Below are 12,619 nucleotides of genomic sequence, written 5' to 3' on the forward strand. Positions count from 1 at the left end.
AGTTGCTCAGGGCAGGGCGGGGGAGCTGAGCTCCAGCCGCCGTTCGATGCGATCAAGCCGTGTTTCGTGGCGATCGAGGGTCACGTAGATGTTGTGGAGGTCCGTCGGGAGCGCAATCATGTGCCCACGCATGGCCTGAAGCTCGGCCTTTATCTCATCGGTCTTGTGATCGATGCGCGTGACGTCATTCCGGATCGACTTCAGAACTTCGTAAAGCAGTTCATTGGTCACGTCCGCCATGAGGATGCTCCGCTTTCGGGATCAGTCCACGATCTCCACACGATAGTTCTCGATGACCGTATTGGCCAGAAGCTTGGCGGCCATGGCTTCGAGCTCGGTCTTCGCCTTGGCGGCGTCGGTCGATTCGACTTCGATGTCGAACACCTTGCCCTGTCGGACGCTGCCGACGCCGGCAAAGCCAAGCGCGCCGAGGGCGCCTTCAATGGCCTTGCCCTGGGGGTCAAGAACGCCGTTCTTCAAGGTGACGGTGACGCGGGCCTTCATCGGAAACTCCAGTCGAGATAGATCCAGAAATGCAAACGGCCGCCTCGCGGCGGCCGTTGCCATGAACGGGTATTTACTGAACGAGTACCGGACCGCCGCCCTGAGGCCGCTCCTGCTCTTCGGTCAGGATGCCGAGACGGCGCGCGACTTCCTGGTAGGCCTCGACGAGGCCGCCCATGTCGCGGCGGAAGCGGTCCTTATCGAGCTTGTTCTGGGTCTGCACGTCCCAGAGCCGGCACGAATCGGGAGAGATCTCGTCGGCGACGACGATCCGCATCATGTCGGCTTCCCAGAGGCGTCCGCACTCGATCTTGAAATCGACGAGTTGGATGCCGGCGCCCAGGAACAGGCCGGACAGGAAGTCGTTGACACGAATGGCAAGCGCCATGATGTCGTCGATCTCCTGAGGGGTCGCCCAGCCAAAAGCCGTGATGTGCTCTTCCGACACCATCGGGTCGTCGAGCGCGTCGGCCTTGTAATAGAATTCGATGATCGAGCGCGGCAGAACCGTGCCTTCCTCGAGGCCAAGACGCTTGGCCAGCGAGCCGGCCGCAACGTTGCGGACGACGACTTCGAGCGGGATGATCTCGACTTCGCGGATCAGTTGCTCGCGCATGTTCAACCGACGGATGAAGTGCGTCGGGATGCCCATCCGGTTCAGATGCGTGAAAATGTGTTCGGAAATGCGGTTGTTCAACACGCCCTTTCCGTCGACAATTTCGTGCTTCTTGTTGTTGAAGGCAGTCGCATCGTCTTTGAAGAACTGGATCAGTGTCCCGGGCTCCGGTCCTTCGAAAAGGATCTTGCCCTTGCCTTCATAGATGCGCCGACGACGGTTCATGGGCACATACCGTGGTTTGAGGAAATCCATATAGCCGGGGTTCCATTGTACAGGGATTCGCCGCGGCGAAGCTTAGCCAAGCGACTCTTCCAAAAAGGGTCCCTTGCGCGGCGTGAACCTACTCGATCACTCGCCATTTCACAATGACGGATAGATGCGGCGCTTTCGGCATTCCAAGCAGCGTGTTCGCTTTCGGTACTATCGTTAAATTTGGGGTGGTGACGGCGATATGCAAGCCCCATATCATTCCCGGGACCAACAACTTGACTATGTGGAGAGATTGCCAATGACGACGTTCGACCAGCGCAAGGACGCTTTCGAGAACCGGTTCGCGCTTGATGAAGCGCAGCGGTTCAAGGCCATGGCGCGGCGGAACCGGCAGCTTGGCATCTGGGCCGCGGCTCTGCTCGGCAAGTCCGGTGTCGAAGCCGAAACCTATGCTTCCGACGTGATCGCCGCCGATTTTGAGGAAGCGGGCGACGATGACGTGTTCCGCAAGATCCGGGCCGATTTCGACGCGGCCGGCGTGGTCGAATCGGACCACCAGATCCGTCGCACGATGGACGAGCTTCTCGCCCAGGCGATCGAGCAGCTTAAGACCGAAGGCTAAAGCCTTGCTTGGGCGCGTTTTCGTCACGCGAGGCGATCCCCGCTTCGCCTAAAAAACGCTCCAGGCCCTTCCATACCCTTCGGAGCACCGGATAAATGGCGTTACCCTCCCTTGTTTCGGTGCTCCGTTCGCGCGGCACCTGCCTTACCGCGTGGATTGCCATGCCCGACCCGTTGGTCGCGGAAGGCGCGGCGCGGGCCGGCTTCGATTGCGTGACGCTGGACATGCAGCACGGCCTGCATGATCCGGGCAGCGTCATGCGCGGCATCGGCGCCATCGCGCTCGCGCGCGTTCCCGCCATCGTGCGCATTCCCGTCGGCGATTTCGCCATGGCGAGCCGGGCGCTCGACATGGGCGCCAGCGCCATCATCGCGCCGATGATCAATTCGGCCGAGGACGCCCGCGCCTTTGCCGCTTCTGCCAAATACCAGCCGCTCGGCGAGCGCAGCTGGGGGCCGGTGCGCGCCATGCAGCTTGCAGGCGCCACGGACGGTTCGGCTTTCCTGCGCGACACCAATGCCGAGACGCTGACCTTCGCGATGATCGAGACGCGCGCAGCGCTTGCCGCGCTGGACGAGATCCTGGCCGTGCCGGGCATCGACGCCGTCTTCATCGGGCCTTCGGATCTCTCGATCGCGCTTTCGGACGGCGCCAACGTAGATCCGATGCGGGCCGACAACCAAGAGGCGGCGGCCAATATTCTCGCCCGCGCCCGCAAGGCCGGTAAGCTCGTCGGCATCTTCGCCATCACCGGCGCGCAGGCCAAGCAATACCGCGCTCTCGGCTATGACTTCATCGCGCTCGGCACCGACGGAGCGTATTTTCGACTGGGTGCCGCGACGATGCTTGACGAAGCGAGAGCCGAGTAACCGGACACTATTTTACAAGTTCAGGTTCAGGCGTACCTTTTCCCTGCAGTGATTCGGCTGTTTTCGGGGAAATTACACATGCAAAAAGCCATCGCGGAGTTTATCGGAACCTTCACGCTTGTCCTTTTCGGCTGCGGTGCAGCCGTCATCGCCGGTCCTTCGATCGCCGGCGCCGGCACGGTCGGCGTTCTCGGCATCGCGTTCTCGTTCGGCCTGGCGATCGTCGCGATGGCCTATGCAATCGGCCCGATCTCCGGTTGCCACGTCAATCCGGCCGTCAGCCTCGGCGCGCTGATCGCGGGACGCATGAATGTCGGCGACTTCATCACCTATGTGATCGCGCAGGTCGCCGGCGCCATCGTTGGCGCCCTTGTCCTCTTCCTGATCATGAAGGGCAAGGCATCCGGCTGGGATGGCGGCATGGGCACCAATGGCTGGGGTCCCGGCTATCTGGGCGAATACAACGTCACCTCGGCCTTCATCTTCGAAGTTGTCGCGACGTTCATCTTCCTGGTCGTCATCCTCGGCGTGACGCACAAGCTGGTGCCGCATCACTTCGCCGGCCTCGCCATCGGCCTGACGCTGATCATGATCCACATCGTCGGCATCAATGTCACCGGCGTGTCGGTCAACCCGGCCCGCAGCCTCGGCCCGGCGCTGTTCGCTGGCGGTGCGGCGCTGTCGCAGCTCTGGCTGTTCATCGTGGCGCCGTTCATCGGCGCGGCGCTTGCCGGCTTCGTCTATCGAGCCGGCATCCTCTACCACGGCGAGCGGTAGCCCGCGGCTGAGTGAAAAAATGGGGCTGGCGGTTCGCCAGCCCTTCTTCATACGGAAAGCAACATCACATTGCTTTCTTACCTCTCCCTCAGGGAGAGGTGATGAATAGCGCAGCGCCTTGAAGCAGCCATAGCCGGCTCTCGTTCACAAGCCCGCCCCTCGAGGCGGGCTTTTTGCTGTCGGGTCTTCAGTTCTTCGCGAGTTCTGCTTCCAGCGCGGAGACGACTGCGGGATCGTTTGGCTCTGTCTGAGGCGAGAAGCGAGCCGCCACTTTGCCGTCGCGGCCAATCAGGAACTTTTCGAAATTCCAGGAGATGTCGTCATCGCCGGCCAGCGCAGCATAGAGCGGGTGGCGGTCGTCGCCCTTGACCGAAATCTTGGCGAACATGGGAAAATCGACGCCATAGGTCAGCCGGCAGAATTCCTGGATCTCTTCATTCGATCCCGGTTCCTGCCCCTTGAAATTATTGGCCGGGAAACCGACCACCGTCAGGCCCTTGTCCTTGTAGGTTCGGTAGAGGGCCTCGAGCCCGTCATATTGCGGCGTCAGCCCACATTTCGAGGCGACGTTGACGACGAGCAGAACCTGCCCGGCATAGTCGCCGAGCGTCGCCTTGCTGCCGTCGATGCGGCTGACGGGAATGTCGTAGAGCGGGGAGGGCATGTGTGGACCTCGGCTTTCATGGCGCTGAAACAAAAACAGGCGCCCTAGAGATAAGGGCGCCTGTCTTAAGCTCAAGCTCTTGGTGAGCGATCCCTACGCTTCGCCGAAGACGCGGCGGAAGATCGTGTCGATGTGCTTGGTGTGGTAGCCGAGGTCGAACTTTTCTTCGATCTCCGCTTCCGACAGCAGCGCTGTCACAGCCGGATCGGCCTTGAGCTCGGTCAGGAAGTCGGCGCCCTGTTCCCAGACCTTCATGGCGTTGCGCTGGACGAGGCTGTAGGCGTCCTCGCGCGAAGCACCCTTCTGCGTCAGGGCCAGAAGCACGCGCTGCGAATGAACCAGGCCGCCGAGGCGGTCGAGGTTCTTCTGCATGTTGTCCGGATAGACCAGCAGCTTGTCGATGACGCTGGTCATGCGGACCAGAGCGAAATCGAGGGTCACCGTGGCGTCAGGGCCGATCATGCGCTCGACTGAGGAGTGCGAGATATCGCGCTCGTGCCACAGCGCGACGTTTTCCATCGCCGGCAGCGCCATGCCGCGAACCAGACGGGCGAGGCCGGTCAGGTTCTCGGTCAGGACGGGATTGCGCTTGTGCGGCATCGCCGACGAGCCCTTCTGGCCGGGGGAGAAATACTCCTCGGCTTCGAGCACTTCGGTGCGCTGCAGATGGCGGATCTCGGTGGCGAGACGCTCGATCGACGAGGCAACGACGCCGAGCGTCGCGAAATACATCGCATGACGGTCGCGCGGGATGACCTGCGTCGAGACCGGCTCCGGCACGAGGCCGAGCTTTTCCGCCACATGCTCTTCGACGCGCGGGTCGATGTTGGCGAAGGAGCCGACGGCGCCCGAGATGGCGCAGGTGGCGACTTCGGCGCGGGCCGCGACCAGGCGGGCGCGGTTGCGGTCGAACTCGGCATAGGCCTGGGCCAGCTTCATGCCGAAGGTGATCGGCTCGGCGTGAATGCCATGGCTGCGGCCGATGGTGACCGTGTCCTTGTGCTCGAAGGCGCGGCGCTTCAGGGCTTCCAGCAGCTTGTCGACATCGGCGATCAGCAGATCTGCGGCGCGCACCAACTGGACATTGAAGCAGGTGTCGAGCACGTCGGACGAGGTCATGCCCTGATGCACGAAGCGGGCGTCCTCGCCGACGATCTCGGCCAGATGCGTCAGGAAGGCGATGACGTCATGCTTGGTAACGCGCTCGATGTCATCGATCCGATCGATGTCGAACGTTGCCGCGCCGCCCTTTGCCCAGACGGTCTCGGCCGCCGACTTCGGAACGGTGCCGATATCGGCGAGAGCGTCGAGCGCATGCGCCTCGATCTCGAACCAGATGCGGAACTTGGTTTCCGGCGACCAGATCGCCGTCATTTCGGGGCGCGAGTAGCGCGGGATCATAGGCGGGCCCTCTTGGTTTCGACCGGGGGAATACCAGAGCGAGAGGGCCCGAACAACCCGATGGGGCGGCTAATCGAGTGGCGGCGGAGGTGGAGGCGGCTCGTCCAGTGGCGGCAGGCCATCCTCGTCGACGGGAGGCGGGCAATCGGTGCGGCGCTCGATCGTCGTTCCGGCGTCATCCTCGGTGCGGATCGTCGTCTCCGTGCAGCCGGGCGGGGGCGGAGGCGGCGTGTCGACAATCGGGGGCGGCGGAACCTCGATATCCTCGACCAGCAAGATCTCTTGCGCGGAAACCGGCTTCGGAGCGGCCAAGCCCATTGCTGCCCCCACGACGGCGGCGAGCGCCGCTACCCTCGCTATGCGGGGGGCCGAATCGCAAAATTTCAGTCGGGAAGACATGACGCGTTCTCCTGCTCGCCCCGGTCTTCAACGGCCGAGGCATGCAGGCGTTCCGGAATCGGCTTCGGAAGCGGCCTTCTCAGGGCAACTGCGTGGCGACGGCGATGTAGCGTCCGTCGGGTCCCTCAAAGCCGCGCGTCAGCACCATGACGAGCACGACCAGCGTTGCCGGCTGGCCGAAACGCTGATGGATGATGACATCGTTGATGCGGTAATCGAGCGCGATGCCCCGGCTTGCCGGCAGCGTCTTGTCCTCATGCAGGACGGTTTCACCGCGTTCATCCTTGAGAACCAGCCGGAAGCCTTGGGTCTTGTATTCCGGATCACTGTTTTCCGGCGCCGCGAGCGGGATCGGCGTGAGCGATACCGTCAATTCCGGCCCATCCAGCTGCTGGACGGGATGGCGGCGGAAGGCGATGGAGTATGGATCGCGGCCGCTTTCGGTGATCGGGTTGGAGGCGAGCAGCGTACCGGGCTGGTCGATACCGTCCAGCAGAGCGGCAGCCTTCTGGGCCGCTGCGCTTCGGGCGGCCGGAACGCCCTTTGTCTCGTCGTCGAGCCGCACGCGCACCGGGGTGCCCGCGACCCAGCTATCCCTCGTCGTATCGAGTACGAACAGGTTCGCATAGGGGAAGCCGGAGCCGTCCTGGACGCCGAATTCCTCGAAGGCGAAGCGGTCGCCATTGGGCGAGAAGCCGAGGATCGAGCGCTCGGCGAAATCGCCTGCTATCGCCGGGATCGGCAGGGCGGCAACAAGGCCGCCGGCCATCAGGCAGGCCGCGAGGGTTCTGGCACGCATGGACCGGTCTCTCCTGCTGGGGCGATGAGGACTTGCTAGATCGAGCCGCGAGCAACGGCGTCGCGGATGGCGGTGATGTTGCCGGCAAAAGCGGCGCTGCCGCCCTTGAAGATCGACGAGCCGGCGACGAGCACATCGGCGCCCGCCCTGACCAGTGCCGGCGCGGTATCGGGCGCAACGCCACCATCGACTTCGATGTGGATAGGGCGGTCACCGATCATCGCCTTGATCCGCGCCACCTTGTCGATCGATTCCGGGATGAAGCTCTGGCCGCCAAAGCCCGGATTGACGCTCATCACCAGCACGAGGTCGACCATGTCGAGCACATAGGCGATGGCGCTTTCCGGCGTCGAGGGATTGAGCGCGACGCCCACCTTCTTGCCGAGATTGCGGATGGTCTGCAGCGAACGGTGCAGATGCGGACCGGCTTCGGCATGGACGGTGATCAGATCGGCGCCGGCATCGGCGAATTCAGCCAGATAGGCATCGGCGGGCGCGATCATCAGATGCACGTCGAACAGGGCCTTGGTCAGCGGGCGAAGCGCCCGCACGACCGGCGGGCCGAAGGTGATGTTGGGGACGAAATGGCCATCCATGATGTCGAGATGGATCCAGTCGGCGCCGGCAGCCTCGACGTCGCGCACTTCCTCGCCGAGACGGGAAAAGTCCGAAGCGAGGATGGATGGCGAGATCAGGAGAGGCGAGGCCATGATATCTGCTTTCAGCTTCGGGGACCGTAAGGGGCAGGTCCGTTCGGGTTCGTTTCGGCCCTAACACGGCAATCGGGTCTCGGCAATTGCTCGTCCGGTCCGCGACAGGCAAACTCGACCCAACAGCGGAAGGAAGAAAGCGATTCCCGGCGAGAAAGAGATGGAGCGGTTCGACGCGATCGTGCTCGGCGCAGGCATTGTCGGCGTCTCTGCCGCGCTCAATCTGCAGAAGCGCAACCGCAGCGTTGCCCTGATCGACAAGCGCGATCCGGGCGAGGCGACGTCCTATGGCAATGCCGGCGTCATCGAGCGCGAGGGCTTCTATCCGATCGTCTTTCCACGCCAGTTTGGCGCGCTGTGGAAATATGGCCGCAACGAGGAAACCGCGCTCCATTACAATCGCCGCTTCCTGCCGAAGATCGCGCCCTGGCTCCTGAAGCTCAGGGCAGGGTCGTCGCCCCGCGCCATCGAGCATTATGCCGAGGCGATGAACCCCATTCTCGCCCATGCAGCGAGCGAGCACGGCGTCCTGGCCGGCAAGGGCAGGGCGGTCGAGTTCTTCCGTGGCACCGGCTGGCTCAAGGGCTATCGCAGCATTGCCGGCTTCGAGGCCGACACGAAAGCACACCTCGCCCTGGCCGAGCGATTTGGCGTGCGCTACGAGACGCTCGACAGCCACCAGATCACCGATCTTGAGCCCGATCTGGCGCCGGTATTCGCCCGCGCCGTCTTCTGGCCCGACTCGGTTTCGGTGACGAGCCCCGGCGGGGTCACCAAGGCCTATGCACGGCTGTTCGAGGCGATGGGCGGCACGTTCGCGCATGGCGACGCGCTGTCGCTGCGGCGCGAGAATGACCTCTGGGTTGTCGATATCGACGGCCGCTGCGCGACGGCGCCCGATGTTGTCGTGGCGCTCGGCCCCTGGGCGATGGATCTGCTGAAGCCGCTGGGCTATCGCTATCCGCTCGCCGTCAAGCGCGGCTACCACCTGCATTTCAAGCCGCGCGGCGATGCCGTTCTCGAACGTCCGGTCGTCGATGTCGCGCATGGCTATGTGCTGACGCCGATGCGGCAGGGCTACCGGATCACCTCGGGAATCGAGTTCGACGAGCGCGATGCGCCGCCGACGCCGGTGCAGATCGCCAAGATCCTGCCGCAGGTGAAGGCGTTGTTTCCGCTCGGCGATCAGATCGAGGAAGAGCCCTGGATGGGCGCGCGGCCCTGTTTGCCGGACTCGATGCCGATCGTTGGCCCGGCGCCGCGCCATCCTGGTCTCTGGCTCAATTTCGGCCATGGCCATCTCGGCTTCACGCTCGGCCCGGCGACCGGCCGCCTGCTGGCCGAACTGATCACGCGCGAAATGCCCTTCGTCGATCCGGCTCCGTTCAGCCCGACCCGTTTCCGCTAGGGGCTGGCGTCGGGGACGAGGGTTCCATCCTGCCAGCGATAGACGGCAAAGCCGGTGAGTTGAGCGTCGCCCTGGCCGTCGAAGGTGATGGGACCCAGCACGGTCTGCGTCGAAGATCCCGATAGCGTCGAGGCGATGTCCTCGCCCTCGGCCGAACCGCTCGACTTTCGCGCGGCGGCCCAGAGCTGGACGGCGGCATAGGCCGGCAGAACATAGCCCTGCGGCTCGACGCCGGCGTTGCGCAGCGCGGCGCTGGCCTCTTTCGCGGCTTCGCCCTGTCGCCAGTCGGTGAAGAAGGTCAGCAGCGTTCCCTCGGCCGCGTCGCCTGCGGTGTTGCGGAACTCGGTGGTGGCGAGCGAATCGCCGCCCATGACGATGGCCGGCGAACCCTTGGCGCGCAGCGCCTTCAGGATCAGTGCGATATCGCCCTGGTCGCCGCCGATAAAGACGACATCGATCGCGTCGGCGATGAGGCGGTCGGCGAGCGCGTTGTATTCCTTCGCGCCGGGATCGAACGTGTCGAGGCGGGCTTCCCGCTTGCCGGTCTCGTTCAGCGCCTGTTTGACGGCTTCGGCCAGCGGTTTTCCGTAGGGAGAGCCGTCATTCAGAACGGCGATGCGCTTGTTGCCGAAGCGCTCGGCCAGGAAGGCGCCGGCCGTTGGTCCCTGTGCGTCGTCGCGGGCGGCAAGGCGCAGGAGCGTCGGCCCGGCGCGGTTGTCGGTGTAGCGGTTGGCGGTGACGGCCGGGGTGATCGCCAGCAGCTTGTTGTCGGCATAGACGGCGCCGGCAGCCATCGCCGCTTCGGCGCAGACATGGCCCACCACCAGCGCGTTGCCGCGCCCGATGGCGCGATTGGCGGTGGCGACCGCATTGTCGGGCTTGCAGGCATCGTCCTCGATATCGACGGTGATGCGTTCGCCGTCGATGCCGCCTTGTGCGTTGAGCGCGTCAACCGCTGTCTCGACGCCGGCGCGGATCTGCTTGCCGAGCGCCTGATAGGGGCCGGTCATCGGCCCGACCGCCTGGATGCGGATATCGGCCAGCACGGGGCCGGTAAGCAGAACGGCAAGGAAAGCGGACAGGCAAGTCGACAGGCAAGGAGTGGCGCGGAGCATCGGTCGTCCTTTTCGGGGCATGGCGCGATCATGCCCGGCGGCGGACCAAAAGAAAACGCCCGCGTCTCGAGGAGACGCGGGCGCTTCGATGTTTGTCAGATAGAGATCGGCTTAGAGCTGCTTGTAGTCGAGCTTGCCGTCGGCATCCTTGAGCCAGGAGTAGATGACATAGTCGGCCGTGGTGCGGTCGCCCTTGGCATCATAGGAGAGCGGGCCGAGAACGGTCTTCCACGGGCCGCCCGACTTGATCACTTCCGCGACCTTCTGCGGATCGGTGGAGCCGGCCTTTTCGATCGCCTGGGCGATGACCTGGACGCTGGCATAGGAGTAGAGCGTGTAGGCTTCCGGCTCGAAGCCCGAAGCGCGGAAGCGTTCCACGACTTCCTTGGCGTCGGGGTTCAGGCGCGGATCGGGACCGAAGGTCATCAGCGTGCCGTCGGCAGCGGGGCCGGCGATCGCGGCGAACTCGCGGTCGGTGATGCCGTCGCCGGAGAACAGCACGGCCTTCAGGCCCTGTTCTGCCGCCTGGCGGACGATGAGGCCGGCTTCCTGGTGCAGGCCGCCGTAATAGATGACCTCGACGCCAGCCGACTTCATCTTGGAGATGAGGGCGGAGAAGTCCTTGTCGCCGACATTGATGCCTTCATAGACGACTTCGGTGACGCCACCGGCGTTCGCAGCCTTCTTGGTCTCGTCGGCAAGGCCCTGACCATACGGGGTCTTGTCGTGGATGATGGCGATCTTCTTGTCCTTCAGGTGGTCGACAATGTACTTGCCGGCAACCGCGCCCTGCTGGTCATCGCGACCGCAGGTACGGAAGGTGTTCCAGAGGTCCCGCTCGGTGAATTTCGGATTGGTCGAAGCGGGCGAGATCTGCAGGACGCCGTTTTCGGCATAGACTTCCGAGGCGGGGATCGACACGCCGGAGTTGAAGTGGCCGACGACGAAAGTCACGCCGTCGCCGACGAACTTGTTGGCGACCGAAACGCCCTGCTTCGGATCGGAAACGTCATCGCCCAGCGTGAGGACGAACTTGTTGCCACCGACGCCGCCAGCCGCGTTGATGTCGGCAATGGCCTGCTCGGTGCCCTTCTGGATCTGGGCGCCAAAGGCGGCGTTCGGACCGGTCAGGGGGCCAGCGGCGGCGATCTTGATATCGTCCGCATGGGCCATGCCGGCCAGCGTCAAGCCCGCGGCGAACGCCAGGCTTGAGATGAGGGTCTTCTTCATTCTACGTCTCCCGTTGGATCTGGAAGGTGGGCTTTTGCCCTATCGGCGGATGACGGGTCGCCTTGATCGGTTATCTTGCCGATTTCCTTATGACTGTCATCCGGTTTCTTGTTTCAGTCTTGGTTCAATCTTGGACGATTGCCGAACCGCGAGTGAAAATTCAAATTGCACGCCAAGCCAGCGGTCCTGACTTTGCGTAAAGCCAGTAATATTGCGAAACCATCTGGTTGGTGCGGGTGTAGCGGTAGGCGATCGACCCGACCGCCAGCACGAAGATCGCATCGACGATCCAGTAATGCAGCGACAGCAGCGTTGCCTGGAAAAGCGAGAAGTGGATGAAGCGCACGGCGAACGACAGGATCAGCAGATAGAGCAGCAGCATGCCGAACGGTCGCCAGGTCAGGGCGCAGGCGCGGCCTGTCATCCAGGCTCCCGCGCCACCCAGAACGATGGTGACAAACAGGAACGTCACCATCGAGGCTTCTTCATAGAGGATGCCCGACATCAGGAATGCCCCCTTGGGGTTTTCTTCGAAGAAGAGTTGGGGAAGGGGCTCAATGAGCACCGCCTTCCAGATAGGCCGCGCGGATTTCCGGCTTCTGCAGCAATTCCTTGCCGGTGCCGGACATGGTGACGAGACCGTTCACCAGCACGTAGCCGCGATGGGCGAGCTTCAGCGCGTGATACGCATTCTGCTCGACCAGGAAGACGGTGAGGCCTTCCGTGCGGTTGAGTTCGCCGATGACGTCGAAGATCTGCTTGACGATCAGCGGCGCGAGGCCGAGCGAGGGTTCGTCCAGCATCAGCAGCTTGGGCCGCGCCATCAGGGCGCGGGCGATCGCCAGCATCTGCTGTTCGCCGCCCGAAAGCGTGCCGCCGCGCTGGGCGACGCGCTCCTTCAGGCGCGGGAACAGCGTGAACATCCGCTCCACGTCCTCGTCGAAATGGGCGAGCTTGTCGAGCGCCGCGCCCATCTGCAGGTTTTCCAGCACCGTCATGCGCGGGAATATGCGGCGGCCTTCGGGCGACTGGGCGATGCGCAGCCGCGCAATCTCATGCGTCGGCATCTCGGTGATGTCGCGGCCCTCGAAGAGGATCTTGCCTTCCCGGGCGCGCGGGTTGCCGCAAATGGTCATCATCAGCGTTGACTTGCCGGCGCCGTTGGCGCCGATCAGCGTGACGATCTCGCCCTTGTAGACGTCCACATCGACGCCCTTCAGCGCGATGATCTTGCCGTAATAGGTCTTGGCGCCCTGCACGGACAGCAGCGGCGTCCCGTTCTGACCGGTCAT

16 protein-coding genes are annotated in these 12,619 nt (G+C 63.7%); 4 read left to right on the forward strand and 12 right to left on the reverse strand.

The annotated features are described in order from the left end of the window. Positions 1-6: 6 nt before the first annotated feature. From OSH12_RS08755 to purC, 3 genes are all read right to left on the reverse strand, one after another. Positions 7-240, reverse strand: a complete 234-nt coding sequence (locus OSH12_RS08755; RefSeq protein WP_266343133.1) for a hypothetical protein — start codon at positions 238-240, stop codon at positions 7-9. Positions 241-261: 21 nt separating this feature from the next. Beyond that, complete coding sequence (gene purS / locus OSH12_RS08760) at positions 262-504, reverse strand: phosphoribosylformylglycinamidine synthase subunit PurS (protein WP_266329440.1); 243 nt, start codon at positions 502-504, stop codon at positions 262-264. Positions 505-577: 73 nt separating this feature from the next. Then, positions 578-1,345, reverse strand: coding sequence for a phosphoribosylaminoimidazolesuccinocarboxamide synthase (purC, locus tag OSH12_RS08765; RefSeq protein WP_201400204.1), 768 nt, complete (start codon positions 1,343-1,345; stop codon positions 578-580). Between the two features lie 286 nt (positions 1,346-1,631). Between purC and OSH12_RS08770 the strand changes: the two genes are divergently transcribed. The 3 genes from OSH12_RS08770 to OSH12_RS08780 all read left to right on the forward strand — a co-directional run bounded on the left by OSH12_RS08770 (position 1,632) and on the right by OSH12_RS08780 (position 3,601). Beyond that, positions 1,632-1,955, forward strand: coding sequence for a DUF1476 domain-containing protein (locus OSH12_RS08770; RefSeq protein ID WP_266343134.1), 324 nt, complete (start codon positions 1,632-1,634; stop codon positions 1,953-1,955). A 95-nt stretch (positions 1,956-2,050) separates the two neighbouring features. Continuing rightward, entirely contained in the window at positions 2,051-2,824 is a 774-nt protein-coding gene (locus OSH12_RS08775) for an HpcH/HpaI aldolase family protein (protein WP_266343135.1), read from the forward strand. A gap of 78 nt (positions 2,825-2,902) precedes the next feature. Beyond that, positions 2,903-3,601, forward strand: coding sequence for an MIP family channel protein (locus OSH12_RS08780; RefSeq protein ID WP_266343136.1), 699 nt, complete (start codon positions 2,903-2,905; stop codon positions 3,599-3,601). A 187-nt stretch (positions 3,602-3,788) separates the two neighbouring features. Here OSH12_RS08780 and OSH12_RS08785 read toward each other — a convergent pair whose 3' ends face one another. From OSH12_RS08785 to rpe, 5 genes are all read right to left on the reverse strand, one after another. Next, on the reverse strand, positions 3,789-4,265 hold the full coding sequence (locus OSH12_RS08785; protein ID WP_266343137.1) for a glutathione peroxidase: 477 nt from the start codon (positions 4,263-4,265) through the stop codon (positions 3,789-3,791). 93 nt (positions 4,266-4,358) lie between these two features. Beyond that, a complete protein-coding gene (gene purB, locus OSH12_RS08790) occupies positions 4,359-5,666 on the reverse strand; it encodes an adenylosuccinate lyase (protein ID WP_266343138.1) in 1,308 nt (435 codons plus the stop codon). A 69-nt stretch (positions 5,667-5,735) separates the two neighbouring features. Beyond that, positions 5,736-6,065, reverse strand: a complete 330-nt coding sequence (locus OSH12_RS08795) for a hypothetical protein (RefSeq protein WP_266343139.1) — start codon at positions 6,063-6,065, stop codon at positions 5,736-5,738. Between the two features lie 79 nt (positions 6,066-6,144). After that, positions 6,145-6,864 (reverse strand): DUF2259 domain-containing protein, encoded by a 720-nt coding sequence (locus OSH12_RS08800; protein ID WP_266343140.1) that lies wholly within the window; start codon positions 6,862-6,864, stop codon positions 6,145-6,147. A gap of 35 nt (positions 6,865-6,899) precedes the next feature. Continuing rightward, positions 6,900-7,574, reverse strand: a complete 675-nt coding sequence (rpe, locus tag OSH12_RS08805) for a ribulose-phosphate 3-epimerase (RefSeq protein WP_266343141.1) — start codon at positions 7,572-7,574, stop codon at positions 6,900-6,902. A 160-nt stretch (positions 7,575-7,734) separates the two neighbouring features. Here rpe and OSH12_RS08810 point away from each other — a divergent pair, with 160 nt between their 5' ends. Then, the gene (locus OSH12_RS08810) at positions 7,735-8,982 is read left to right on the forward strand and encodes an NAD(P)/FAD-dependent oxidoreductase (RefSeq protein WP_266343142.1); all 1,248 of its coding nucleotides are present in this window, start codon (positions 7,735-7,737) and stop codon (positions 8,980-8,982) included. Here OSH12_RS08810 and OSH12_RS08815 read toward each other — a convergent pair. The 4 genes from OSH12_RS08815 to OSH12_RS08830 all read right to left on the reverse strand — a co-directional run bounded on the left by OSH12_RS08815 (position 8,979) and on the right by OSH12_RS08830 (position 12,619). Then, on the reverse strand, positions 8,979-10,097 hold the full coding sequence (locus OSH12_RS08815) for a branched-chain amino acid ABC transporter substrate-binding protein (RefSeq protein ID WP_266343143.1): 1,119 nt from the start codon (positions 10,095-10,097) through the stop codon (positions 8,979-8,981). The two genes, OSH12_RS08810 and OSH12_RS08815, sit on opposite strands and share 4 nt — an antisense overlap. A 111-nt stretch (positions 10,098-10,208) precedes the next feature. Beyond that, a complete protein-coding gene (locus OSH12_RS08820) occupies positions 10,209-11,327 on the reverse strand; it encodes a branched-chain amino acid ABC transporter substrate-binding protein (RefSeq protein WP_266343144.1) in 1,119 nt (372 codons plus the stop codon). Positions 11,328-11,487: 160 nt separating this feature from the next. Further along, positions 11,488-11,832 carry a DUF6867 family protein gene (locus tag OSH12_RS08825; protein WP_266343145.1) on the reverse strand — a complete coding sequence of 115 codons (345 nt, stop codon included), beginning with the start codon at positions 11,830-11,832 and terminating at the stop codon, positions 11,488-11,490. Between the two features lie 49 nt (positions 11,833-11,881). Further along, positions 11,882-12,619 carry an ABC transporter ATP-binding protein gene (locus tag OSH12_RS08830; RefSeq protein WP_266343146.1) on the reverse strand — a complete coding sequence of 246 codons (738 nt, stop codon included), beginning with the start codon at positions 12,617-12,619 and terminating at the stop codon, positions 11,882-11,884.

The sequence above is a fragment of the Kaistia terrae genome (assembly GCF_026344005.1).
In the GTDB taxonomy this organism is placed as follows: Bacteria; Pseudomonadota; Alphaproteobacteria; order Rhizobiales; family Kaistiaceae; genus Kaistia; species Kaistia terrae.